At 63.6% G+C, this 23,924-nt stretch carries 24 protein-coding genes; 10 read left to right on the top strand and 14 right to left on the bottom strand.

Annotation, left to right across the window (positions count from 1 at the left end; genetic code table 11):
• Nucleotides 1–5 precede the first annotated feature (5 nt).
• Nucleotides 6–389, top strand: a complete 384-nt coding sequence (locus MJO58_RS00580; RefSeq protein WP_239723475.1) for a DUF4267 domain-containing protein — start codon at nt 6–8, stop codon at nt 387–389.
• Nucleotides 390–659: 270 nt separating this feature from the next.
• On the opposite strand, the gene MJO58_RS00575 is transcribed toward MJO58_RS00580, so the two are convergent.
• From MJO58_RS00575 to MJO58_RS00565, 3 genes are all read right to left on the bottom strand, one after another.
• Nucleotides 660–1,451, bottom strand: a complete 792-nt coding sequence (locus MJO58_RS00575) for a hypothetical protein (protein WP_239721670.1) — start codon at nt 1,449–1,451, stop codon at nt 660–662.
• Between the two features lie 153 nt (nt 1,452–1,604).
• Entirely contained in the window at nt 1,605–2,240 is a 636-nt protein-coding gene (locus tag MJO58_RS00570; protein ID WP_090598121.1) for a TetR/AcrR family transcriptional regulator, read from the bottom strand.
• Nucleotides 2,241–2,358: 118 nt separating this feature from the next.
• The gene (locus tag MJO58_RS00565) at nt 2,359–2,976 is read right to left on the bottom strand and encodes a carboxymuconolactone decarboxylase family protein (RefSeq protein WP_239721668.1); all 618 of its coding nucleotides are present in this window, start codon (nt 2,974–2,976) and stop codon (nt 2,359–2,361) included.
• 434 nt (nt 2,977–3,410) lie between these two features.
• Here MJO58_RS00565 and MJO58_RS00560 point away from each other — a divergent pair, with 434 nt between their 5' ends.
• Nucleotides 3,411–3,953, top strand: coding sequence for a cupin domain-containing protein (locus MJO58_RS00560; RefSeq protein ID WP_239721667.1), 543 nt, complete (start codon nt 3,411–3,413; stop codon nt 3,951–3,953).
• A 367-nt stretch (nt 3,954–4,320) separates the two neighbouring features.
• Here the strand turns inward: MJO58_RS00560 and MJO58_RS00555 are convergent, their stop codons facing one another.
• From MJO58_RS00555 to MJO58_RS00510, 10 genes are all read right to left on the bottom strand, one after another.
• Nucleotides 4,321–4,623: a DUF427 domain-containing protein gene (locus MJO58_RS00555; protein ID WP_239721666.1), complete on the bottom strand. Its 303-nt coding sequence runs from the start codon at nt 4,621–4,623 to the stop codon at nt 4,321–4,323.
• A gap of 133 nt (nt 4,624–4,756) precedes the next feature.
• Nucleotides 4,757–5,692: an SDR family NAD(P)-dependent oxidoreductase gene (locus tag MJO58_RS00550; protein WP_239721664.1), complete on the bottom strand. Its 936-nt coding sequence runs from the start codon at nt 5,690–5,692 to the stop codon at nt 4,757–4,759.
• Nucleotides 5,685–5,927 (bottom strand): hypothetical protein, encoded by a 243-nt coding sequence (locus MJO58_RS00545; protein WP_239721663.1) that lies wholly within the window; start codon nt 5,925–5,927, stop codon nt 5,685–5,687. The genes MJO58_RS00550 and MJO58_RS00545 overlap by 8 nt, the downstream gene beginning before the upstream one ends.
• A gap of 236 nt (nt 5,928–6,163) precedes the next feature.
• The gene (locus MJO58_RS00540) at nt 6,164–6,571 is read right to left on the bottom strand and encodes a RidA family protein (RefSeq protein WP_090598111.1); all 408 of its coding nucleotides are present in this window, start codon (nt 6,569–6,571) and stop codon (nt 6,164–6,166) included.
• A 170-nt stretch (nt 6,572–6,741) separates the two neighbouring features.
• The gene (locus MJO58_RS00535) at nt 6,742–7,755 is read right to left on the bottom strand and encodes an aldo/keto reductase (RefSeq protein WP_239721661.1); all 1,014 of its coding nucleotides are present in this window, start codon (nt 7,753–7,755) and stop codon (nt 6,742–6,744) included.
• Nucleotides 7,756–7,828: 73 nt separating this feature from the next.
• Nucleotides 7,829–8,431 (bottom strand): TetR/AcrR family transcriptional regulator, encoded by a 603-nt coding sequence (locus MJO58_RS00530; RefSeq protein WP_090598108.1) that lies wholly within the window; start codon nt 8,429–8,431, stop codon nt 7,829–7,831.
• 157 nt (nt 8,432–8,588) lie between these two features.
• On the bottom strand, nt 8,589–9,761 hold the full coding sequence (locus MJO58_RS00525) for a CaiB/BaiF CoA transferase family protein (protein WP_090598106.1): 1,173 nt from the start codon (nt 9,759–9,761) through the stop codon (nt 8,589–8,591).
• Between the two features lie 43 nt (nt 9,762–9,804).
• Nucleotides 9,805–11,292, bottom strand: coding sequence for an aldehyde dehydrogenase family protein (locus MJO58_RS00520; RefSeq protein WP_239721660.1), 1,488 nt, complete (start codon nt 11,290–11,292; stop codon nt 9,805–9,807).
• 59 nt (nt 11,293–11,351) lie between these two features.
• A complete protein-coding gene (locus tag MJO58_RS00515; protein ID WP_090598103.1) occupies nt 11,352–12,557 on the bottom strand; it encodes an amidohydrolase family protein in 1,206 nt (401 codons plus the stop codon).
• A 212-nt stretch (nt 12,558–12,769) separates the two neighbouring features.
• Nucleotides 12,770–13,996 (bottom strand): cytochrome P450, encoded by a 1,227-nt coding sequence (locus tag MJO58_RS00510; protein WP_175364320.1) that lies wholly within the window; start codon nt 13,994–13,996, stop codon nt 12,770–12,772.
• A gap of 188 nt (nt 13,997–14,184) precedes the next feature.
• Between MJO58_RS00510 and MJO58_RS00505 the strand changes: the two genes are divergently transcribed.
• From MJO58_RS00505 to MJO58_RS00485, 5 genes are all read left to right on the top strand, one after another.
• A complete protein-coding gene (locus MJO58_RS00505) occupies nt 14,185–14,874 on the top strand; it encodes a TetR/AcrR family transcriptional regulator (RefSeq protein WP_090598102.1) in 690 nt (229 codons plus the stop codon).
• Between the two features lie 217 nt (nt 14,875–15,091).
• Complete coding sequence (locus MJO58_RS00500) at nt 15,092–17,440, top strand: CaiB/BaiF CoA transferase family protein (protein WP_239721658.1); 2,349 nt, start codon at nt 15,092–15,094, stop codon at nt 17,438–17,440.
• A 4-nt stretch (nt 17,441–17,444) separates the two neighbouring features.
• Nucleotides 17,445–17,645 (top strand): ferredoxin, encoded by a 201-nt coding sequence (locus MJO58_RS00495; protein WP_239721656.1) that lies wholly within the window; start codon nt 17,445–17,447, stop codon nt 17,643–17,645.
• On the top strand, nt 17,642–18,757 hold the full coding sequence (locus tag MJO58_RS00490; protein WP_090598097.1) for an NDMA-dependent alcohol dehydrogenase: 1,116 nt from the start codon (nt 17,642–17,644) through the stop codon (nt 18,755–18,757). The genes MJO58_RS00495 and MJO58_RS00490 overlap by 4 nt, the downstream gene beginning before the upstream one ends.
• Before the next feature lie 174 nt (nt 18,758–18,931).
• Entirely contained in the window at nt 18,932–19,330 is a 399-nt protein-coding gene (locus tag MJO58_RS00485; protein ID WP_239721655.1) for a nitroreductase family deazaflavin-dependent oxidoreductase, read from the top strand.
• 283 nt (nt 19,331–19,613) lie between these two features.
• Here MJO58_RS00485 and MJO58_RS00480 read toward each other — a convergent pair whose 3' ends face one another.
• Entirely contained in the window at nt 19,614–20,327 is a 714-nt protein-coding gene (locus MJO58_RS00480) for a class I SAM-dependent methyltransferase (RefSeq protein ID WP_239721653.1), read from the bottom strand.
• Nucleotides 20,328–20,675: 348 nt separating this feature from the next.
• Here MJO58_RS00480 and MJO58_RS00475 point away from each other — a divergent pair, with 348 nt between their 5' ends.
• From MJO58_RS00475 to MJO58_RS00465, 3 genes are all read left to right on the top strand, one after another.
• Nucleotides 20,676–21,407: an Emopamil-binding protein gene (locus MJO58_RS00475; RefSeq protein WP_239721651.1), complete on the top strand. Its 732-nt coding sequence runs from the start codon at nt 20,676–20,678 to the stop codon at nt 21,405–21,407.
• Between the two features lie 209 nt (nt 21,408–21,616).
• A complete protein-coding gene (locus tag MJO58_RS00470) occupies nt 21,617–22,225 on the top strand; it encodes a hotdog family protein (RefSeq protein ID WP_239721649.1) in 609 nt (202 codons plus the stop codon).
• 883 nt (nt 22,226–23,108) lie between these two features.
• Nucleotides 23,109–23,792 (top strand): TetR/AcrR family transcriptional regulator, encoded by a 684-nt coding sequence (locus tag MJO58_RS00465; RefSeq protein ID WP_239721648.1) that lies wholly within the window; start codon nt 23,109–23,111, stop codon nt 23,790–23,792.
• Nucleotides 23,793–23,924 lie beyond the last annotated feature (132 nt).

The raw sequence follows: 23,924 nt of genomic DNA, 5'->3' as shown, positions 1-23,924 counted from the left end.
TTGACATGACCATCACCGCCACGATCGGCTACGTCCTGGCCGGCATTCTCGCCGCGGCCATCATCTTCATCGGCGCCCGATTCCTGATCGCGCCACGCGTCGCGGCCGCCGGCTACGGCGTGCCCGCCGATCCTGACCAACCGGCAATACGCGCCTACCTCGGCGTCAAGGGCATCCGCGACATCGCCACCGGGCTATTCGTGATCATCCTGATGCTCGCGCACGCTACCCACCTCATCGGCTGGATCATGCTGGCCGCCACCGCAATCCCGATCGTTGACGCCACCATCGTGCTGCGCAACAGCGCAGCCAAGTCCGTCGCCTACGGAGTGCACGGCGGCACCGCGGCAGCCATGCTCATCACGACCGCCCTGCTGCTGGTCTCCTGAGCACGACCCGCGATGCGGTCCCGACCCTGCGCTTTGGCCACGCGCTGGATTGAGATGACCGAGATGAGAAGCGACCTGTTCTGCGAACTCGAAATCGCATCGCTCGCGCCGGGGGTCGCCCCGAACCATCATCCTCAGTGCTGGGGACACACCCGCGGGGCCCGAAGTCATGGGCGGACCTTTGCCGGTTGCCGGTGGCACCCAAACCCGTTGTGCCCCAACATATTAGGCACGAAACCCCGTGACCGCCTTCCCGCTCAGGGGCCCGTGTCAAGCGCTCTCCGCCACGTTGCGCGCCACTTCGTTGGCCGTGTCTCCGACCCTGACGCCGAGTCGGCGTGCCGTGTCGTTGACGGCCGAGATGATGCCCTGTGTCAGCGTCGATTGGCCGTCGCCGATGCACGCTGTGTCCGCGGCGACTGTCGCGGCGGCGATACCGTCGGAATCGAGAATGGGAAGGCTGGCCACACCCGCGTGATCGGCGCCGAAGCCGGCATCGTTGAAGAACACGAGGCGTGGCCTAAATGAACGCGCCATAGGGGCGGCGGTTACTCCGCCATGGCTACCGGTCGCCACGACCAGGCCTGCATCTTCTGCGTTACCGAATGAGACGGAGTCGATGCAGAGGACGCCGTCAATGACGGTGCGTCTCTCGATCGGCGCCTCCGCGGCGGCGTGTGGCCACGGCGCGGATTTCAAGAGCACCACGGCTTGTACGACGGTGTGACCGCGCTCGACACCGCACTGGGCGGCAAGCCCGTTGACGCGGCTGATGATGCCGCGTTGGAGCATGTCTGCACCATCGCCGACGCGGGCACTGTCGGTGGCCACGGCCGCCATGGCCATGCCGTGTTGTTCGGCCCAGAGCAGACCGCTGACCCCTGCTTCGTCTCGACCGATGCCGCAGTCATGGTGAATGGCGGCACGAACGCCGGCCTTGGCCGAGACGTACGCCGCCGGGATGGCGGCATTGGAACCTCCGACGACGACGGCGCCGTTTGCTTCTGGGGGAAGCTTTGCCACTCCATCGAAGACCATGATGGGAACGTTCTCTGCAGGCACTTCCGACCTCCTAGGAACGGGCTGTTGTTGCGCTGAAACGAATTTCGACCTGCTGGAGAGCTGCAGTGGAGGCGGTATTCAGGACACGGCCACCCCTCCGTCGACGTAGAGGTTCACGCGCAGCTGGCCAGCGGGCAGGGGGGTGCGGCCGGCTTATCGACGGGCCGGCGCGCGTCGGGGCCTGAGCTCCTCGATGCGGTCGAGGACGTCATCGAGCGCGGTTTCCAGAGGGGCGGAGTCGCGGCGAACCTGCGCGAGCAGCATCCCGCCTTCGACCGCGGCCAGCAGCACGGTCGCCAGGCGGTCGGGGTTGGCCGTGCGGCGCAACTCGCCCCGATCCCACATGGCTTGCAGGCCCCCGCGGATCGCCGCTTCCCACTGGTCGAATCCCCCGACCAGGTCGCCTCGACAGTCCGGGAATGGTTCGGCCAGCTCACCGACCAGCGACCCGAGCGGGCAGCCGCCTGCGCAGTTCCGCTGGCGTTGGGTGTCGACGACGAAGTCTCGCCAGGCGCGCAGACCCTCCATGCTGTCCAGCCCGCCCAGCGTTGCCAGCAGAGCCTGGACGCGGTGGGCGATGACGGCCCTGATCAAGGCTTCCTTGTCCTCGAAATAGTGGTACATCTGCGAAGCGCCAACGCCAGCGGCCTTCTGAACGTCAGCGGGGCTGGTGGCGGCGACACCCTGGTCGTACATCAGTTGCGCTGCCGTGGCCACGATCCGCTCCCGGGTAGCCCGTCCCTTGGGGGTGAGCCGGTGGGTGCCGGTGACCGATTCTTTCGTTGCCATCACTTTTGGCCAGGTTGGGCGAGTCCGAAGTTGCGGGCCCGCTGTCCTGATCCCCCTTCCGATTTCGTCTGATCCTGTTCGGGTGTACTAGCCGGAAAGCCCGCCGCCGGCGGCTTGGTTAGGAGCTAGTGGAGACGGTCTCCGCAGATGTCCCGGCCGGGTTGGTGTCCCTCCCGCCGATCTTGTCGGTGGTCTCCAACGGGACGCGGCAGCCGTTGAGCCACAGGCCCATGAAGACGAAGTAGGAGATCGAGAAAATGTACTTGCGTGTCGAGTCCTCACCAAAGGCGGTCAGGAGTTCGCTGAGCGTCTCGTCGGTCAGCGTCTTCGCGCCGGCGAACTCGTCGATCGCCCGGCCCAGTAGAACGTAGTCTGCGTCGATTCCGGTGACGGGCCCGTCGGAGGCGATGGCGGCGATGTCGTCGTCGCTGAGTCCCACGTTGCGGCCGATCGCCGAGTGGATCTGCCACTCGTAGGGTGCGTCGAAAGCCTTGGCGACGCGCATCATGCACATCTGCCGGTGCTTGGGGTTGATGCCCTCGGGGCCGAAGATCGCCTGGACCGTATCGATCACGCCCGGGAAGTGCGCTCCCGTTCCGGCGAACATCTTGACGACGTTCAGCGTCGCGTCGGGCTGATAGGTGCCACCGAAGTAGGCCTCGATGACCTCCTTGATGACGTCATCATCGGGCAGCGGCACTGTCACCGTCGCCGCGTAGGTAGTCGGGATGTTCATCGCCGTTTGTACTCCTTCACCTGCCTGTGGGCAGGGTCGCCAGCGGCTGTTCGCCTGATGTCCGGGTGGTCATCGCCGCTTCAACCAGCATAGCGCTACTATTGCCATATTTTGAACCTTTCGATACACAAACGGTGGAACTGCTTGGAGGGTTTGTTTCGAGGAAGTTCCTCGTCGAGGAGCGTGTACGCGATCGACGATCGTATCGAAACTGCTTTTGGGTAACGGTATTAGGATGAACATCAGTGGTCGGCGCCTGAACCACCTCACGGTTGACAACAACGCACTTAGGCGACATTATGTATTTGTAGATACATAATGTTCGCTCATCAAAATGTATCCCGAGATACACGATTGATGAGGCTGGTGACCGGCTTCGACTGTCGGGCAGCCCTGCGTGGGGCGGCCCACCACCTATGAGGAGATGAAACAGAATGAAGATCAGGCGATTGACCACGGCCGAGGGCCCCACGGGCGTGGTGACGCAGACCGACGAGGTCTTTGACTCCTCGACCGTTAAGGACGCCACCTACGCTTTCGATGTCTGGGGATTCGACGAGGTTCCCGAACTGCCGCTACGGCCCGAGCACGTGCTCGGTGAGTACAAGCAACTGGGCCTCTTCGGGCCGCGTGGCGGAATCCGCGTTGACATTCAGATCATTCCCCCGGTCATCGGAGACGAACCGCCGGACCTCTCGGAGACGGTGGGAAGGCTCGACCTCGGCACCGGTGGGGGGATGACGCCGGGTAAGGACGGGGGCGGCATGCACCGCACCGACACCGTCGACTTCGTCGTGGTCCTCGAAGGCGAGACCAACGTCGCCTACCCCGGCGAGGACGGCAACGTGTACGAGATCACGATCAAGGCCGGGGATTTCCTCACCCACAACGGGACGTTCCACCGTTGGCACAATCGATCGGGATCGAACTGCACGCTGATGCTGATTCCAATCGCCGCCACGCGCACCAGCGAGTAGCGACCAGCACGACGGCTGCCACCTTCGGCATGAACGCTCTGGCAACCAACGACGTTGACGGTCGAGCCAATCTGGCTGACAAACAATGACGGTTCTATCAATGGCAGCCCCCCAAACCGTCATCCCGGTGATGCCGAGAGTCAGCCACCTGTACGCGAGTATGACCGGGTGATGGCCGAACAGCGCCGGGCCGCGGTGCTCATCCGCCCCGACCGGGTCTACGGCAACCAATGACAGGGCACGACACGGCGTCCCGGTCCTTCTGCGGGGCAGCATGATTGGCCGATGCCCCTAGGCTCAGGTCTCCACCCCAGGACCGAGACTGGATGCACCTGTGCTCGGCGGCATTGCTCAGAGACGCGTGACGTCAGCCGATCGTCACCTGTTCTCGGTCGAAGGCGACGTAGTGGGAGTAGTCACGACCGACTCGGTCAAACGACGACGGATACGGGTCCGGATAACTCCATGCTGCATCGTGATGGGTGGAACCACCTGCCGATACGTCGTGATACTGAGCGGACCCCTTCCATGGGCAGGTGTAGGACGTCGGGCTGTCGCTGAACGCCGCAGCGTCCAGCGACGAGGGCGGGAAGTAGTAGTTGCCCTCGATGTTGACCAGATCCGACTCCGGGGCGTCGGCGACGACGACGCCGTCGATGGATGCCTTCATGTCGTGGTCCTCTCCAAGTGATCGACTGGCGGTCCGACCTGCGCGGACCGCACGGATGAGTATGCATCGGCCCGACAGGGACGCACGCGGATGGTCCGGGGTAGGCGCCGCGGCGATCGGTGGGCCCCGGTGTTCACGGCCGCGGATCCAGGAACGCATGGATGGCGGCGTAGGCGTGATCCTGGATCGTGTCGTCGGCGAAGTCGGCGACGATGGTGGCCTGGTCGACCAGGGGACCACTAATGGTGTTCTGCGCACTGGCATAGAACCGGCCGCTGTCCAACGAACCGCCGACCAGGCCGTCGACGAGGCGCTTGGCCCCGACGTCCACGGGGTGAGAGATACCGAAAAGCGGGCCCACCCTGGGCATGACGCGTTGCATCAACACCCTGAGCACGGCGGGTAGGTCCCTCGTGGCCTCGGTGCCGGTGCTGTTGCCCGGGCTGACGGTAAGCAAGCGAAGCTCGGGGTGCTGGCGCGCCAACGCTGACATCCACAGCGCACCCAAGTACTTGGCCTGCCCGTAGGCGAGCATCGGATCGCGCTTGCGGCCATTGAAGAACGACCCGTCGATGACCGAGGTGAACTCGTCGACCGAATGCGTGTCGAAGGTGGGGCGCTTGATCCGCAGTTTCGGCACCCCCCGTGCGGCCTCGCTGCCCGTTAGCACTGCCGTGGAGGTCAGCAACCCGGCCGCCAACAGACACTCGAGCAGCACGACGTGCCCGAGTACGTTGACCGCGAACATCGTCGTCACCCCGTCAGCAGTGTGCGCGAACGGGGTGGGTCCGCCCATGCCGCCGGCGTTGAGCAGAACCGCCCGCAACGGCCGGTCGATCGCCGTGACCGCCTCCCGCACCGACGCCAGGTCGCTGGTGTCCATGATCACGATCTCGAAGACCGACGTCCCCGTAATCCGCTGCAGGTCGGCCTGAGCTGCCCGCGCCTTGGCCTCGTCACGGCAGGCCAAGTAAATGGTGCTGACATCGTCGCGCAGCGCCAGCTGGCGCGCGGCGTCCTTACCGAGACCGGCGTTGGCGCCGGTGATGAGAAACGCGCCCTCAGACATCGGTTCGCTGCATCGCGTCGACGGCGGCCAGGATGTCGGGCACCTCGCTGCGTGTCGCGTAATTCGGGTGCACGTCGATCCACCGGATCACCCCCGCGTTGTCAAGAACCACGACCGTCGACATGGGCATCACCTCGACCGAACTCATCGACCCGTCGGGCCGCCGCGGGCTCACCGCGACGCCACGCTCGTCGAGCGCCGGCACCAGCTCGGCGATGGTGCCTGTGTGGGTCATGCGACCGCCCTTCGAGGGTTCGGATTTGATCCCACCACTTTACCCACAGTTTGAACGATCAGTCCAACAGATTAGGTCACGGGACGGTCGTCCTGCCGGGCTCGTGGAACGTACCCCTTCCCCGGAACGGCGTATCATCAAGGCCGCCGAGAGATGCTGTCTCACAGCGTAATTAGGTGGCATTAGGGACGCCGGGGTGCTCAAACAAATATCGGTATTTGCCGAAGAACCCTGCGCTAGTCGAGAACTGCGATCGCCTCCACCTCGACGAGGTGCTCGGGGACGAACAACGCGGCGACGCCTATCAGGGTGCCCGGCGCGAGCGTGTCGACACCGAGTTTGGCGCAGGCTCGGGCGCGGCCGTCCTGCACCAGGGGCATCTTGTCGATAGTCCAGTCGACCACGTAGATGGTCACCTTGGCGATGTCGTCGAAGGAGCCGCCAAGCTCAGCGAGTGCGGCGCCGATGTTGAGGTAGCACTGCTCGACCTGGGCGGCGAGGTCGCCCTCCCCGACCAGCGCTCCGTCGGCGTCCCAGGCAACTTGCCCGGCCATGAACACCAGCCTCGAACCGGTCGCAATCGATACTTGGCGGTGCAAGTCGACCTTGGGCAGGCGTTCTGGATTGGTCAACGTGATGGTCATTGAGACTCCTTGTCGTCAGGGCAGCAGCTGTCACCGGTGCGCGCTGTCGGTGTAGTGATGATCCGCGGTCGTAGCGTTACGCGTCCAGGGCTGCTCAGTGCCTACCGCCTCTCGATTCCTTCGGGTGCTCTGACAGGCGGGGCCACCAACACCGGCTTGGCGGGATGGCCTCACCGGGCGGCGTCGCCGAATCGGTACCCGTGGCTGATGTCGTCGAGTGCGACCTTGAGGTCATCGGGCAACGCGAGGTCGACCGCGGCGAGGGTATCGGTCAGCTGGTCTGGATGGCTGGCCCCCAGGATGACCGAGGTGATGGCGGGGTTGGCCAACACCCAGGCGATCGACACCGCGGCAAGCGATTCCCCGATGCCGGAGGCGACCTCGTTCAGGCGTCCAACCGTATCGAAAGCCCTGTCATGCCAGTACCGTTCGCGGTACACGTCGGCAAAGCTCTGCCCGACCTCTGCGGAGAATCTGCCCTTCTCCGGCTGATCGGCGGCGCGGTACTTCCCGGTGAGCAGCCCACCGGCGAGCGGGTTGAACGGAATGACCGCGATGCCCTCCTCCTCGGCCAGCGGCAAGAGTTCACGTTCGATTTGGCGGAACAGCAGGTTGTAGCGGGGTTGTACGGACGCCACGCGGGTGAGTCCGAGCGTTTCCGACCGACCGATGGTGCGGGCCAGCCGGTAGGCCAAGAAGTTCGACACCCCGACGTAACGGGCCTTACCCGCCCGCACGATCGTGTCCAAGGCGTCGAGGGTTTCGTCCAGCGGAGTGTTCGGGTCGTCGAAGTGCAGTTGGTACAGGTCGACGTAGTCGGTGCCCAGTCGCGCGAGTGAGCCGTCGATGGCGTCCAGGAGATGTTTACGCGAGCCACCCCGGTCCCACGCGGCCTGGCCCATCGGCATACCGGCCTTGGTCGCGACGATGAACTGGTCGCGCTTACCGCGAAGCCATTGCCCGACAATCTCTTCGGTGCGGCCCACCAATGCCAGATCGGCCCCCATCGGGTAGCCATCGGCGGTGTCCAAGAAGTTCACCCCGGCCGCGGCGGCCTCGTCGAGGATGTCATGGGCTGTGTGTTCATCGGTCTGCTTGCCGAACGGCGCGGTGCCCAGGCAGAGCCGGGAGACGGTGAGTCCGCTATTGCCGAATCTGGTGTATTCCATCGCTTCTCGCTCCACGTGTCACTGCTGGATGGTGCACTGGGCCGGCGTGCCGGCCCCGGCCGGCGTCGACTCCCGCAGCGTCCCTGGATCAGGTCGGCCCGTCCACGACGGCGCCGGAGCGGATCGCCGACATGGCGACGTCGACGGCATCACGCGCCTTTCGCGGATCGGCCAACGCACGGTCGTACACATGCAGCCCCTGCAGCGTGACCACGGCGAACCGGGCAAGTCGACGAGGAGAGGATTCGGCGGGGATCTCTCCGCCAGATCGGGCCCGGGTGAACGCCTTGCGCAGCACGTCTTCCACACGGCTGATCTGGCCGGTCACGATGTCCATCGTGGCGGGGTCGTCGGTGCGTTCGGTGATGGCGTTGACGATGAGGCAGCCGTGGGGACCTTCGGCGGTGGGGTTGGCCGTGTCGAGCATGAGGCGCCGAATGCGCGGCAGCACTGGCGTCGTCGGGTCGTCGAGCAGCTCGGACAGGTAGGCGCGGCGCTGATCGCAGTAGCGCGTCAGCGCACGTCGCCACAGCTGTTCCTTGTCGCCGTAGGTCGCGTAGAGGCTGCCGCGGTTGAGTTCGAGGGCCTCGACGAGGTCTTGAATGCTGACCGCGTCACAGCCTCGACGCCAGAACAGGTCGAGGGCCTCGTCGACCTTTTCTTCTGGATCGAAAGTCTTTCCGCGTGGCATTCCGCCACTGTACCCGCAGATTGAACGATCAGTCCAACTGTGTTACATTCCTAACCGATCGTTCCAACAATACGATTGATGTGTACGGTTGTCGATGGTAACCCTTGTCCGCCGGCGGGTAAAAGGCCTCGTTCACGTGGACCGTGTGCGCCCATAGTCAGATTGCGCCCGTCGAACGAAGTCGCTTGATTCCGGCCGCGTCGTAGCCCGCTAGGGCGGTGAGTAATTCCTCCGTGTGCTGCCCCACGTGCGGCGCTGCCGGTGGGGTAAACCGTTCGTCGGGTTTGGTCTTGATGCACGTTGCCATCAATCGTTGTCGCGTTCCGTCCGCCTGCACCTGCTCGTAGAGGAGTCGGCGATCCTTCGCGTGGTCGTCGTCGAACAGGTCTGCCCCTAAAAACGCCGGGGCGCCTGCGATATCGGTCGCAATGAAGAAGTCCGTCCACTCCTTGCGTGTGCGACTCTGGAAAATCAACGTTAACTCGTTGCGCAGCAATGCTTCTGCCTCGTGGTCTTTTGGGGGCTGCTGGCGTCCCGGTTCGTAGAGATCCATCCTGTCGAGTGACTCGCAGAATCTCAGCCAGAACTTGTCCTCCAGGGCGTTGAACACCACGTAGTTACGATCGCGAGTTCGGTAGTACTGGTAGCGGAGTGATGCGCGGATTCCTTCACCGTAGGTGGGTTGGCCGTTCGCCAAAGCCCCAAGGTGCTGAAAATTCCAATTGATCGCCGCGTCAACTTGCGCCACCTCGATGTACTGCGGCTTGCCGTCGCGCCCGGCGGCGTGCAGCGCGGCGAGGACGCCCATGGCTGCGTACAGCGGCCCCGCCAGAACACCCGTCGTCCCGGTGGCCGACCCCGAAAGCCGTGGCGTGCCATCCGCGTCGATGATCGGCGGGCTCAAGCCGGCAAAACAGTCAAAGGACAGCCCGTGAGTGGCGAGGCGGGTGTAGGGCCCGTAGCTGCCCATACCATTGAGCACGCAGTAGACCACCCTCGAGTTGACTGCGACGACGTCGTCGTAGCTGAAACCGAGGCGATGCGCGGTTCCATAACGGAGACCGTCGATTACGACCGACGACGATGCTGCCAGGCGGCGAAAAGCCTCTTGGCCCTCCGACGTTTTGAGGTTTATTGCCACGCTCTTCTTGCCGCGATTCCAGTGCGAATCCTGCAGTTCGCCGCCGGACACCGCCGAGCCGCGGAAACCACCGCCGCCGGGCGGCTCGACCTTGATCACCTCTGCGCCCAGGTCGGCCAGATGGCCGCCCAGCGCATCGGTGGAGAACAGTGACACCTCGAGGACTCGGACATCCCTGAGAAGTTCCACTAGGCGACCTTTCCAGCCGGAACACCGCACGCAACCGGGTGCGCTACATCATCGTGATTGATTTCAGCTCGGTGTATTCCTCGAAGCCCCAGCGCCCCTGCTCGCGGCCGAGTCCGCTTTGTTTGAAGCCGCCGAATGGGCCGCCGCCGTTGAACATGCCGCGTGCCGGCAGCGACCAGCCGGGTCCCTGCCCGCCACCGGGGTTGGTTCCCAGGTCGACACCGGGTGCCACGGTCTGCACCATGATGGTGCCCGTTCTGACCCGCCTCGCGACGTTGAAACCCTTTGCGGCGTTGCGGGTCATCACCAGACCCGCCAGACCGTACACGGAGTCGTTCGCGATGCGGATGGCTTCGTCTTCGGAGCGATAGGTGATCACCGCCAGTACGGGCCCGAACACCTCGTCCTGGCACAGCCGCATGTCGTTGCGGCAGTCGACGAATGCCGTCGGTTCGTAGTAGAAGCCGCGTGCGAGATGCTCGGGACGTTTGCCGCCGACCACCAGCCGCGCGCCTTCCTGCAGCCCGGCCTCGACGAAGGACTCGACTCGTTGACGTTGTTGCTCCCTGATCAGCGGGCCGACGACAGTGGCGGGATCGCGCGGGTCCCCGACGGGGATCATCGGAGCCATGTTTTTGACTCCCTCGACATACGCGTCGAGCAGATGCTCAGGCAATAGAAGTCGCGACGTTACGGTGCATGCTTGCCCAGCGTGCATCAGCACCTGTCCGAATCCTATTCCCGCAACGTCGCTTTCGGTGACGTCGTCGAGGACGATGTGCGCGCTCTTGCCTCCTAGTTCGAGTTGGGCGCGCTTCATTGTTGCCGCCGATACTTCGCGGATGCGTCGACCTGTCGCCGTCGAACCGGTGAACCCGATCATGTCGACGCCGGGGTGGGTACACAGCTCCTCGCCGACGCCCGCACCTCCCACGACCACGTTGAACACCCCGGGCGGCAGGCCCGCTTCCTCGCCAACCTTGGCCAGCTCCAAGGCGTTCATGGGCGTCCACGGGTGGGGCTTGAGTACTACGGTGCAGCCAACGGCCAAGGCGGCCAGGCACTTTTGAATGTTGATCGAGAAAGGGAAGTTGAACGGCGTGATGACTCCGACCACGCCGACCGGTTCGCGGACCACCGTGACGCCGCCCAGACCGGTCGGCGAGACTACGGGCCCGCCGGGTGTCTCCACCCACGTCACATCGTGTTCGACGAATTCGCCGTAGTAATGGGCCGCCTCGATAGCACCGCCGACCTGAATCAGGTCGGTGATGAAGCCGGTCGAGCCGATCTCGGCGACGATGAGTTCTCGAAGTTCCGCTTTGCGCTCGTCGAGTATTTCAGCGAACCGTTTAATGATTCGTGCTCGTTCCCGAACGGACATCCAGGGCCATGGCCCGTCGTCGAAAGCTCGCCTGGCGGCCTCGATCGCCATAGCGGCCTGCTTTGGTCCACCATCGACAACTCTTCCGATCAGCTCCTCGGTGGCCGGATCGATGACATCGATGGTGCCAAGGGCGTTGTCACTCAACCATTGGCCGCCAATGAAGCTCTGGTACTCCCGCATCACGTGAATCGGTGTGCCGTTGGCTACGTCAGCGCCGGGTATGGGGCGGGCTCGAAGTCGAAGACACGGCGCGCATTACCCTGCAGCACTTTGTACTTGTCGAGGTCGGATCGCCCGTCGAGCGCCTTATGAGCGGCCTGTAGGGAGTTGGGCCAGAGGCTGTCGGTGTGCGGATAATCCGTCTCGATCATCACATTGTCGATGCCGATGGCGTCGAGATTCGCCGCCCCGAAGTCGTCCTCGATGAAGCAGCCGTACATGTGGTCGCGGAAGAGTTGGCGCGGGGACTCCGGGAAAATCTCGGGGTTGGTGGGCACCGGGTTCAAGCGCATCGTTGCCGGATCGACCGCCCAGTTGTTGGCGCGTAGGTATTGGTAGTCGGCGGCGACGTGTTCGGCACGCTCGATGAGGTAGGGGATCCAGCCGATCCCGCCCTCGGCCAACACAATCTTCAGGTCGGGAAACTTCTGCAGCTTGCCCGAGAACAGCCAATCCGTGGTCGAGTTCGCCAGATTGAGGTTGATGTTGACTGCCTGAACCCCGAACGGCGCGTCGGGCGCCGTGGTGGGACTCACCGACGACGATCCGATATGCGTGCACAGCGGCATCTTCGTCTCATTGACCACCGCGAAGAAGTCGTCCCACGCGCCCGAATGGATGGACGGAAACCCCAACGGATGCAGATTCTCCGAGAAGGCAATGGCTTTGGCGCCCTTGCCGGCACACCGCAGCGTCTCCTCCACGGCGAGGTGGGTATCCCACAACGGGATGATGATCGTCGGGATGTAGCGGCCGGGCGCTGCCGCGCACCACTCGTCGATGACGAAGTCGTTGTACGCCCGCACGCACTTGAGACCGAGGTCGCGGTCACCGAGGTGGGCGAACATCTGACCGCAGAAACGGGGGAAGAACGGGAAGTTCAATCCCGCGATCACATGGTCCTGGTCCATGTCGGGGATGCGGGCCACCGGGTCGAAGTAGGCGCGGGGCATCTCGTCGTAATTCACTGGTAGCGGGGAGTACTCGGCCGGCTTTTGGTGGGCCGCTACCAGGATGCCTAACACCGAAGCGCGCGCCTGGTCGTAGATCCAGGTATCGACGCCGTCGATACGTTCGACGTGTGGCACTCGGTCGCGGTCGGCGGCCGATGCGCGGTCCACCCACAGGTTCGGGGGCTCGATGATGTGGTCGTCGACGGAGATCATCCATTGAAGATCTTGCTTGTCCACGGGTTGCTCCTTGCTTTCGAGGACCGGTTCGTGTCGGGCGCGGGACGCGAGCAGTGGCCGGCTTCACCCACGACGGACACCGATTACCGGATGACCTGATGCTAAGAGCGCCTCCGGTGCGCTGTCAAGTGTCACTTGATAACTTGCCGCGGCCTGGTCGGATCGCGGTATTGTGCTGTCCCGCAGCCGATATGGGCGGTCCTTCGCCACCGTTATTGGCCGACGCGGGTGCCGGGGGTGAACACGACGGGCAGCGCGCGGTAGCCCCGAGTGACCGAGTTCCCGTGAAAATCGACCTTTGCCCCGAGCGGAATGGCGTAGTCGGGTATTCGATGGAGCGTCTGCTCGACGCCTACCCGGAACTCGAGTCGGGCGAGATTGGAGCCCAGACAGCGGTGGACGCCGGCGCCGAATCCGAGGTGCCTGTTGGTCTGCCGCTCGAGGATGCACTTGTTCGGCTCGTCGAACTCGCGCGCGTCACGATTGGCGGCCGCATAATTCACGACGACCGTCTCACCAGGACAGAACTTCTGTCCGCTCAGCTCGACGTCTTCGGCGACGGAACGATGCAGTCCGTGCACCGACCCGGCGAACCGGATGAATTCCTCGATCGCCGTCGGCATCAGCTCGGCATTGCGGACCAGTCGGTCCCGCTCGGATGCATGGGTACCCAGGTAGAAGAATGCGAATGACATTGCACTAGAGGTTGTTTCGAGGCCCGCCTGCACCAGTAGCATCACGTTCGCGACAACGTCGTCGAAACTCAATTTTTCGCCGTCGATCTCGGCGGCGAGCAGGACGTCGATCAGGTCGTCGCGCGGCGGTTCGGCACGACGCTTGTCGATCTCGTCGCGCACGCGCAGGTAGAGATTTGTCATCGAGCCGTTTCTGACCTCTTCGCTGTCACCGTTGATCGCGAGGTCGGCCGTCTCGATGTAAAGCGGCACGTCCTCCACGGGCATGCCGAGTAGGTACCGGAAGAACACAATCCCGGGTTGTTGCCAAGCGACATCGGCGAGGTCGCCGCGTCCCAACTCGATGAAGTTGTCGATCAACCCGTCGGTGACCGCGCGTACCTGGGGCTCTAGATCTTTCATCCGTCCCGGAGAAAAATACGGGTTGAGAACTTTGCGCAGTTGCTGCTGCCGCGGCGGGTCCAGGGTGATGACGATGTCGCCAAACGACATCGGATTGCCTTCCAGGCCAACGGGTTTACTGGAGAAGCTGCGCCAGTCGCGCAAGATCTCGTAACAGTCGTCGTAGCGGGTGGCCACCCACGCGCCCCCGGGCGTAGGGCCCAGGAAAGGCACGTCCTGGTGGCTGAACGGTCCGTTCTCCCGCATCACCGCGTAGACCTCGTAGAGGAATTCTTGGTCGTTGAAATCTTCGTGGCGAAGGTCGAGGTTCCTTGCGTGCTCCTCCGGCGATTTGCTCACCATGGATAGTCCTTCCCGCGCCCGCGCCCGAACCGGCCGAGATCGGGACAACGCCGGCGGTCATCTCGCACACGCCGAAATTTGCTTTGGCAGCACAGTAAGTCGTCGCCCGCACGGAGTCAAGTCGCACTCGATAACCGGCACGCCTGCACGCTTCCGCTCGGAAGGCGCGTGCTCCTAAGCTATGGGTGATGACTACAGGCGCGCGGCGACGAGTTCGCGACAAGGACGGCAAGCAACGAGCTCTCCTTGAGGCTGCTGCGGAAGTCTTTGCCGAGGCGGGATACGCGGCCGCGGCGACGAAGGAGATCGCTCGTCGCGCCGACTGCTCCGAGGCGATGCTGTTCCACTACTTCGCAGACAAGCGCGGCATCTTCGAGCAGGTTGTTGCCCGACAGATAGCGGACCTCGTCGGTGAGGCCGAGGAGCAAGTCGTGGCGGCCCTGCCGGCGCGTTTCGAGCAGTATGTGGAGCAGCTGTTCTTTGCGCGGCTGAGGATCGACGACCGCAACAGCGGCGTTCCCGGCTGGGACATTTCCAGTCGGGCGTTGTCGGATCCGGACTTCTCGGTACGGGTACTGCAACCCAATCACGCGCGCCGTACGGCTGTTATTGCCGAGGGTGTTCGCCACTATCAAGCCGCCGGGCAGATCAAGACCGACGTCGACGCCGACCTGTTGGCCGAGCTGCTGGCCAACTTCATCATCTTCACAACGAGCCTGGGACCGCGCTGGTTTGGCACGGAGGAGTCGGATATCCGGGCGCAGATCGAACTGGGTTCGAAGATCTTCGCCAAAGGCGTCAGCACATCGACCGCGCCGTCGCGCGGAAAGCGTGCCGGGCGGGCCCAGCGGGCCACCAGGGTGCGCGCGGCTGACTAGCGGTGTCCGCCGGGCGCAACCCGACGCCACAGTTATCGAGTCGTACTTGACAAGTCTGCTTTTTCGTCACTAGCGTCGTTGCCAGCCAGGCCGCAGCCATGCGGACGCAGAGCGCCCTGCTCGATCGGCACGAGCGTGAGGACTTCACATTGGCGTGTGTGCTCATCGGTGCGATTAACGCACTTGCACCAAACTCGACGCTAGAAATTGCGAGTCAATGAACCCGCTTCGGGGGGTGCGTGTTGTCGAGTGGGCGACCGAAATCGCCGGCCCGTACTGCACCAAGATGTTCACCGACCTCGGAGCAGAGGTCATCAAAATAGAGGCTGCAGCCGGTGATCCGTTCCGCCACAGAGGTTTTGGCGGTCGAAGCGGCACCGAGGCATTGTTCAGATTTTTGAACGCCGGTAAGCGTTCGGTCGTCGGCACTTTGCGGCCCGACCTGGAGGACCTAATCGTTTCCGCCGATGTGTTCGTCGATTCTCTTGGCCCCGGGGCGCTCGACCGAGAGGCCCTCCTGCGGCGTGCGCCACACCTGGTGATCGTGGCGCTGTCTGCGTACGGAATGACGGGACCGTACCGCGACCGGCCCGCAACGGAGTTCACCATCCAGGCGGAGAGTGGGACGCTGGCGTTGCGAGGTCGCCCGGACCAACCGCCCATTCAAGCGGGCGGTCGAGTCTTCGAATGGGTGTTGGCCAGTTATGCCGCCGTCGGGGCGCTTAGCGCTTTGCGTCGGGCTCAACTCGGCGGGCCAGGGGAGATTATTGACTGCTCGTTGTTGGAGGCCTGCCACCTCAGCGCCGGCGGATTCGCCGACCTCTACCACGAGCTGGCCGGGCGCCCCCCGTTGAACGTACCTGCCCGCCAGGTCGAAATCCCTTCCATCGAACCGACCGCGGACGGCTGGGTCGGCTTCAACACGAATACCCGCCAGCAATTCGAGTCGTTCCTCGCGATGATCGGCCGGCTGGACCTGCTCGACGACGACCCAGCGTGGGCACTCGCCACGACGCGCTGGGAACGCCGAGAGGAGTGGAATCAGATCGTGCGGGAATGGACGACGGGACGTTCCACGGACGAGATCGTAGCGTTGGCCTCCGATCTGCGGATCCCCGTCTCGCCGGTCAACAACGGCCAGACGGTGCTGAACCACCCTCAGTTCGCGGCGCGCGGCGTATGGGGCACGTATGCCGACGGCAGCTTCACCCACCCGTTGGCGCCCTACCGGATCGATGGCCGACGACCCGCCCCGACCGACGTTGCTCCCTCGCTCGGCGAAATGACAAAAGTGCTCGCGCACAACAGGATTGCCACCGGCACCGACCTGGCACCGCGCCTGCCGCTGGAGGGCCTACGAATTCTCGACGCGACGGCGTGGTGGGCGGGTCCCTCCTCGACCCACGTTCTCGCCGCACTGGGCGCCGAGGTCATTCACCTCGAGTCGACGCAGCGCCCTGACGGAGCGCGAATGGTGGCCGCCGCGTTCGCCCATCAACCGCAGTGGTGGGAGCGGTCGGGCATGTACCTGGCAACGAACACCAACAAGCAAGGCCTCACCCTTGACCTGTCCTCATCGGCGGGGCGGGAGCTGCTGTTCGAACTCGTCGAGCGGTCGGACATCCTGGTCGAGAATTTCTCGCCGCGCGTCTTCGATAACTTCGCGATCACGTGGGAGGCCGTCAGCGAGCGGAATCCTCGAATAGTCATGGTCCGCATGCCAGCGTTCGGGCTCGACGGGCCGTGGCGCAACAACGTGGGTTTCGCGCAAACGATGGAGCAGATGACGGGAATGGCGTGGGTGACCGGCCACGAGTACGACCAACCGCGGATCCCCCGCGGTCCGTGTGACCCGCTGGCGGGCATGCACGCCGCGTTCGCCATGCTCACAGGGCTTCGGCAACGCGACGAGACGGGCCGAGGGTGCTTCATCGAGGTATCCATGGTCGAGTCGGCGCTCAACGCGGCCGCCGAGCAGGTCGTCGAATTCACCGCCTACGGCAACCTGATATCGCGACTGGGAAATCGCAGCCGTGACGCCGCCCCGCAAGGGCTCTACCGATGCGCCGGAACCGAGCGGTGGCTGGCGATTTCGGTCGCAACGGATGAACAGTGGCGCCTACTGAAATCTGCCCTGGGCGAGCCGGATTGGGCTGACGACCCATCGTTGGACACCCACGAAGGGCGGGTCCGGGCACATGATGTGCTCGACAAACACCTCGAGCAATGGGCCGGCAGCCGCGACTCCTCGACCGCGGCCGAGCTACTCGTTGGATGCGGGGTACCGGCCGCGGATTTGGCCGACGCCAGGATCGGATCGATGCACCCTCAGCTGGCCGCGCGCGGGTTCTTCGAAAGCCTCGACCATCCGATCGCCGGGACGCATCACGTGCCGGCGATTCCCTTCAAGTACCGCAGCGTCGACAAGTGGTACCGGTCGACGGCACCGACGCTGGGGCAGCACAACGCCGTCATCCTCGGCGACGTGCTCGGCCTGGACGCCGCGTCCATAGCGGCGCTGACAGAAGGCGGAGTCATCGGGACCAAACCAGCCGGATTGGACTAGGACAGTGAGAGTTCATGTCGACAGGGACATGTGTCAGGGCCACAGCCGTTGTCTTGCAACGTATCCCGAACTGTTCGACATCGACGACGAAGGGACCGCGTTCGTCGTCGTGGAAAAGATTCCGCCCGAATGGGAAGACCGGGTGCACAACGCAATCGCCAATTGCCCCGAACGGGCCATTCACGTCGTGAAGGAGTCGCCATGAAGACCAAGGGAGCCGTGCTGTGGGGGTTGAACGAGAAGTGGTCGGTCGAAGAGATCGAGCTCGATCCGCCGCAAGAGGGCGAGCTACTCGTCGAGTTCGAAGCCACCGGTTTATGCCATTCTGACCACCACATCCGCACGGGCGACATGTTCGGCGTGAGTTTTCCGTTGATCGGCGGACACGAAGGCGCGGGCGTCGTTCGGGAGGTCGGCCCGGGGGTCCGCGATATGGCGGTGGGAGACCACGTGGTTACCTCCTTCCTGCCGGCATGCGGTCGCTGCCGCTGGTGCGCCACGGGCCGGCAGAACCTCTGCGATTTCGGCGCGACGATCCTCGCGGGAGTCCAGGCCGACGGCACCTTCCGGCGCCGAGCCAGAGGACGGGGCATCGGAGCCCTTTCCGGCGTCGGCAGTTTCGCGCAGTGGGGTGTGTTGTCGGAAGCCTCGGTGGTCAAGATCGACGACGACGTGCCGCTTTCGCGCGCGTGCCTTCTCGGCTGCGGCGTGACCACCGGTTGGGGCTCGGCCGTCAATACCGCCAACGTCAGCCCTGGCGATGTCGTCGTTGTGGTTGGCTGCGGAGGCATCGGCAGCGGCGCCATCCAGGGTGCGCGGCTGGCCGGCGCGGAGCAAATCGTCGTCGTCGATATCGAGCCGAGCAAGCGCGACAAAGCCTTTGAGTTCGGTGCCACGCATTTTTCCACTTCGCTAGAGGAAGCCACCCAGCTCGTCGGCGAGATCACGCGTGGCGTCATGGCCGACTCGGCCATCCTCACGCCGGGAGTGCTCGAAGGCGCGATGATCAACGACGCGCTCAATGCGGTACGGAAGGGCGGTGCCGTGGTGGCCACGGCCTTGGCATCGATGTCCGACGTGACGCCGACGCTGCCGCTGACGTTGTTCACGCTGTTCCAGAAGCGCCTCCTGGGCAGCTTGTACGGCGAGGCCAACCCGCGGGCCGACATCCCGCGGCTGATCAGCCTGTATCGCAGCGGCAAGCTGTTGCTGGACGAGACCGTCACCACCGAATACAAGCTCGACGACATCAATGAGGCCTACGACGACATGCTCGCCGGGCGGAACATCCGCGGGGTGATCATCCACGACCACTGAGTCTGTGGCGAAACACCCCAAGTTCATTCACCCACTCGCCGAAAGGAATTCACTCATGTCTTCACCAGCTGATGTCGTCCGCCGAAACTCCTTCAAGGCGAGGACATCAGCGCCTTGGTGCCCGCGACGGCATGAGTTGGGCCATCACGAGTCACGCTGTTAGGAAAGACCTCCATGCGAGTCCCTCGTGCTGTCGCCAACTTCAACCGTCGTGTCACTAATCCGGCGGCTCGCTCAATCACACCGTGGCTCCCGTGCCTAGGGACCCTCGAGCATGTCGGAAGAAAGTCCGGTAAGCACTACAGAACGCCCCTTTTGGTTTTCAAGACCCGGGACGGCTTCGCTATTCTCATCGGCTACGGGCCTGAAACGGACTGGCTCAAGAACGTATTGGCCGGCGGGCCGACAGTGCTGCGCAAGCGCGGCAAGGCCATCGCGTTGGCCAACCCGCGGGTCGTAAGTAAGGCCGAGGCCGCTGACCTCGTGACACCGCCATCCCGGCTGTATCGTCTGTTCCCTTACAACGAAGCAGCATTGGTGTTGACGAATGCCACTCACAGCTCAGGTCCGTAGGGTCTGACCTCTCATCCAGCGTGACTGGCGCGGTGGAGGAGATCGCGATCTTGGCGCTCAGTTCTGATCGGGCGCCGTGCTGGCTGTGGACCAAGCGGGGTGTCCTCGTCCCGCCGACGCCGTGCGTCATCACGACGACCGGCCGACCCTGCGGCACAGCAAGGACATCGGTGTCGGCCACGCCATGCCACGCGCGGCACACACCGCTGGGAGAAATGAACGCGACTGCAGTCACTGGCATCAGTACCGAGTCGCGGCCTGAACGCGGCGCTGTGGGGTCACTTCATCTTGTGTCTTTCCCCCCGCCGAGGAGGTGCCGCGTAGCGGTCACCAACTGAGACAGACCGCCGGTTCGTTGCTCAACTTCGCCGAAACCTCTCAGACGCAAAGCTTTAACGATTTCATCACGGCCGAACATCCGACAGCCGCTAACACCTTCCACCACCCGGCTGCGCACATCACCGCGCGTACCCCCTGGCGCCAGACTGGTGAGGATGACCACCCGACCGTTGGGACGCAGCACGCGGGTAATCTCATCGAGCGCCTTGAAGGGTTGCGCGATGAGATAAAGAGCCATAAGGCATGCGATGGCATCGGCGCTTTGGTCGGCAAAGGGTAGTCTCTGGGCGTCGGCACGTAGATACGCCACGTTGGGGCCCGCATTGTCGATGGTGGCACGCCGCAACATGTGGTGTGACGCGTCGACTCCCACCGCCAAACCGTTCTCGCCCACGGCACTGCCGAACAGGCCAGTGAAATTACCCGGCCCGCAACCCAGGTCGATCACCGCGGCGCCCGGTCTTAGCTGAAGCCCGGCCAGTATTCGTGTGCGGTCGTCGGCGCGCTGCGGAGCGACGAGCCCCACGAGGCGTCGCAGCGCGGCGCGGCCGCGCTCGTAGCCGCCGGTATAGAACTCGCTGTTCATTAATCGGTGCACGATACGTGGCGCCGGCGGTACCTGCTCACCAAGAACATCCATATAGCCCGGCTCGGTCAAGCGAAAGTCGTTACATCGCTGCGGATCTAACAACTTGCGCGTCCGCTCCACGACTGACGCCGGCGGTCCATAAGTCATCAACGCCGGACTCCCTTCATGGTTTCGTCGCCATGACTCAGCCTTGCTCAGCGCGGCGCCCGCCCCACAATAGAACAACCATTGCGCCCCACAGTATCATGATGCTAGCGTCCAGAATGGCGATTCTGTTATCGGGTCGCACGAAGTTTTTCACTCCAGCAGCAGGAGGCTGTGATGACAACCGCCCTTGAACACGATTTCGCCCGACCATGGGCCAAACGGCGCGTCCGGACTTACGCATGGTGCGCGGCGTTTACGACAACTATCGCGGTGGGCAGCATCATCGGAGTCGGCGTGGGGCTGATCCCGATGGTGCCCGCGACCGGCACGATCGCCTGTTTTCTGTTTATGACCCCGGTTTTCATCATGTTCATCACGTCATGGATCGATACTCCGGGCGAAGCACGCACGAAGTTGGAAAAAGCCAATGAGTTTCAGATGCTCTGGTTTTGCATTGCCGGCGCCGCAAGTGAGCTCTGGTGGGAGGTCATCTGGCTCGTCGGTGACCTGATGGGCAAGATGCACATCACCCAGGGTCAGCGCTGGGGATGGGTGATCTGGTACTACGGCATCAACGATGTGCGCTATCTCAACAGCGACGGAGCGTTGTGGGCGATGGAATTGGCTGTCGTAACCGGCGCCGCCATCCTGCTGTACTCGTGGTCGAAGTTGAGGAAAGCCGGCAACGACCCCGACAAACGCATCCGTCCGCTGTGGTGGACCTTCTTCACCATGGCGGTCATGTTGACGGTGTTTTTCATCTACTTCATCGCCGAGGCGCGCCACGGCTTTCCCAACTTCCCACGCCATGGATTCTGGGACGTCTCGATCGTGCTGATCTATGAGAACCTGCCGTGGATGATCGCACCCATCGTCAGCCTTCCCTTCGTCGCCAAGCAACTGGGCTACCTCTACGGGCGCAAAGCTCTGGAGGCGGACCGGGCGTCGACCCGAACGGGCGCTGTCCGCGGCACTGGCACTCCCGTCTCGACCCGCGGCTAGGCAACCGCCACGCCGGGCTTGGGTGCGTTGGCGAAGATCAGATCAGCCAATGCACCCAAGCGCTGGGCACACCCGGCGGCCCACACACAGCCGTTGCAACGATGCCGAAAGCGCCCAAGACACATGGACTTTCAGTGTCGCTGCGCCGACGGTCAGCGACATCCGCCAATCAAAAGGACCCTGGCGCCGCATAGCCGCGAACGGACACGATGACATCACCCGCCTTTGACTTCTCACAGTATCGACCCGAGGCTGCCAGCCCTGAATTCGTGGAGTACATCCAGAACCTGCGGGAACTACAAGACGCCACGCAGTCGGCGAACCCCGACGCGGCCGTGTGGAGAGCGGCGGCAACTCAACTGCGCCGACTCACGACAATCCTGACCCAGAATCGGGCACCTGAAACACAGGCCCCAGCCGGTCGCGATGCCGCACTACCCGGCTTTGGGAACCCACTGATACCAGCGTTCACCATCCACACCACTAGCGCCAAAGGTGTTGTCCTGCAGGGTAAGTTCGGCCGTTTCTACCATGGCGCCCATGACGTCGTCCTCGGTGGCGCGCTACCGCTACTTTTCGACTGGCACTTCGCCCTCACCATCGACGCCGCCGGCCGCCCGATCAGCCGCACCGCCTACCTCCACGTCGACTACACCGATTACGTCTTGACCGACACCCCACTGCAGGTCACCGCCCGAATCGACGTCATCGAAGGACGCAAGACCTTCCTCAGCGCCGAGCTGACCCGCTCCAACGACGCAACAACACTGGCCAAAGCAACCGCCCTCATGATCGCCTTGCGAACCCACCAACGATGAACCACCAACAAGACGGGGCTCAAGCGTGCTAATCCTCCCAAGAAGCACCAGGCCGACTCGATCCAAGCAAGCACCCCGCGAATTCGCAACACAACGCGCGTGGTCGCCATGCCTAACGAACATCCGAAGAAGCGTTTGACCGTGATCAGTGACGCCGGCCGGTTCGGGCGCGTGACAACCGGACGTATTGCATCAGCGCCCACAGACACCAACCCCGATACCTGTGCCCAGCACCGAAGCCGCGGCACGGCGCGGACACCGGATCAGTCGCGTCTACCCAAAAGGCGCGAAGCGATCGTCGCCTTTATGCGTTCCGGGCCAGCACTTTTCACATTCTTCATCACCATCAACGTCACTCAGGCGTTGCAGCACGGATACGGACGGCACTCGGGCCGTCCCCGCCCAGAAGCAGTGGATACCAGTCATGGGGGAAACGGGTTTCGGGGAGACGCCCTCGTTATTGCGGTCGTGATCCCACTCACCCTAAGCGCCCTGATCGCCGCAGCCTACTGGCTGGCCACTCGGTTAGGTGACCCGCCGACACTTCTCTCACACAAGCGCAAGTCGACGCTCAACCCTCGTATCTCATCGAGATACCGCGCCATACAAGGGGTCTCGTTGTCCTGGCAATCGTGTGCACGGTCGTGATCTCGATATTCGGTGCCGCGCTGATGCCCACCGTTCTCATCGTGTTCGGCTGGTAAGGGCGTGCCAAGATGACACACGCGGGCCAGAAGTGGGACAAATAGAACGTGACGGCAAGTCTCAGCAACGCACGTCAGGCCCATCGCCGGTGGTCACAGGAACTCTCTGACGGGTCAATTATGCTCGAGCAGTCAGTACCCAGGCCCGAAGGACGGTATGGCACAGTGACTCGATACCGGTGAACGTCCCCAGCATTCACGAAACCCGCCGGCAAATGTATCGGATGCAGATCATTTCAGCCGCTGAGTACGAGTTCGCCAGGGCCGGGTTCGAAAAGACCAAGGTCGCAAACATCGCGCGCACCGCCGATGTATCCCTGGCGACGCTGTACAAACACTTCGCCGGCAAGGACGAAATATGGGACGTCCTCAATCAGCAGCGCGTCGAAGAATTCATTTCCGCAGGACAACAAGCCATAGCTGATTGCACTTCGCCGGTCCAACGACTGTTCGCATCGCTTCATGCGCTCGTCACCTACTTCGCCGAACATCCCAACTACTTGCGCATTCACGTCAGCGAAGGATTGAGCTGGGCCACAGGCGGCCACAATTGGGGCCGCGGCAACCAGCGCGACGCCTGGCGTACCGGCATCGACACAATGGTCGCGCTGGCGCACGACGCAGTCGAATCCGAAGGAGTTCCCCCCATGCGGCCATCGCTGTTAGCGGGCCTCGTGGTGTCAGCACTGCAAGTTTGGTTAACCGACTGGGTCAATAGCGAATTCGACAGGCCCGCTGACGATGTGGCACTCGAACTCACCCAATACTTAAGGCGTTCGCTGGAATTGCCGGCAGCGGCCGCCCCCGGACGTCGAGCACCTAAAACTCCCCCCACCCCTGGGACACGGCCCCCTTCAAAATAGGACCGAAACACCTCGGCGCCTCGTCGCCGCCCGATGACAACCCAAGTCTGCGCCACACGGGATCAACCCCACACGGCCTGAATCCACCGGAGATGCAGGGCCGCGCGGGCGCTGGGCGGCTGCAGCGGAGCG

The sequence above is a fragment of the Mycobacterium lentiflavum genome (genome assembly GCF_022374895.2).
Lineage (GTDB): Bacteria > Actinomycetota > Actinomycetes > Mycobacteriales > Mycobacteriaceae > Mycobacterium > Mycobacterium lentiflavum.
This window is presented reverse-complemented; position numbering and strand designations above follow the sequence as displayed.

Excerpts from the sequence above, each read along its gene's own strand:
- MJO58_RS00580 (WP_239723475.1), top strand. The coding sequence starts at position 6 with ATGACCATCACCGCCACGATCGGCTACGTCCTGGCCGGCATTCTCGCC.
- MJO58_RS00550 (WP_239721664.1), bottom strand. The coding sequence starts at position 5,692 with ATGTCTGAGGGCGCGTTTCTCATCACCGGCGCCAACGCCGGTCTCGGT.
- MJO58_RS00570 (WP_090598121.1), bottom strand. The coding sequence starts at position 2,240 with ATGGCAACGAAAGAATCGGTCACCGGCACCCACCGGCTCACCCCCAAG.
- MJO58_RS00555 (WP_239721666.1), bottom strand. The coding sequence starts at position 4,623 with ATGAAGGCATCCATCGACGGCGTCGTCGTCGCCGACGCCCCGGAGTCG.
- MJO58_RS00500 (WP_239721658.1), top strand. The coding sequence starts at position 15,092 with ATGAACCCGCTTCGGGGGGTGCGTGTTGTCGAGTGGGCGACCGAAATC.
- MJO58_RS00505 (WP_090598102.1), top strand. The coding sequence starts at position 14,185 with ATGACTACAGGCGCGCGGCGACGAGTTCGCGACAAGGACGGCAAGCAA.
- MJO58_RS00565 (WP_239721668.1), bottom strand. The coding sequence starts at position 2,976 with ATGAACATCCCGACTACCTACGCGGCGACGGTGACAGTGCCGCTGCCC.
- MJO58_RS00560 (WP_239721667.1), top strand. The coding sequence starts at position 3,411 with ATGAAGATCAGGCGATTGACCACGGCCGAGGGCCCCACGGGCGTGGTG.
- MJO58_RS00530 (WP_090598108.1), bottom strand. The coding sequence starts at position 8,431 with ATGCCACGCGGAAAGACTTTCGATCCAGAAGAAAAGGTCGACGAGGCC.
- MJO58_RS00490 (WP_090598097.1), top strand. The coding sequence starts at position 17,642 with ATGAAGACCAAGGGAGCCGTGCTGTGGGGGTTGAACGAGAAGTGGTCG.
- MJO58_RS00540 (WP_090598111.1), bottom strand. The coding sequence starts at position 6,571 with ATGACCATCACGTTGACCAATCCAGAACGCCTGCCCAAGGTCGACTTG.
- MJO58_RS00485 (WP_239721655.1), top strand. The coding sequence starts at position 18,932 with ATGCGAGTCCCTCGTGCTGTCGCCAACTTCAACCGTCGTGTCACTAAT.
- MJO58_RS00470 (WP_239721649.1), top strand. The coding sequence starts at position 21,617 with ATGACATCACCCGCCTTTGACTTCTCACAGTATCGACCCGAGGCTGCC.
- MJO58_RS00510 (WP_175364320.1), bottom strand. The coding sequence starts at position 13,996 with ATGGTGAGCAAATCGCCGGAGGAGCACGCAAGGAACCTCGACCTTCGC.
- MJO58_RS00545 (WP_239721663.1), bottom strand. The coding sequence starts at position 5,927 with ATGACCCACACAGGCACCATCGCCGAGCTGGTGCCGGCGCTCGACGAG.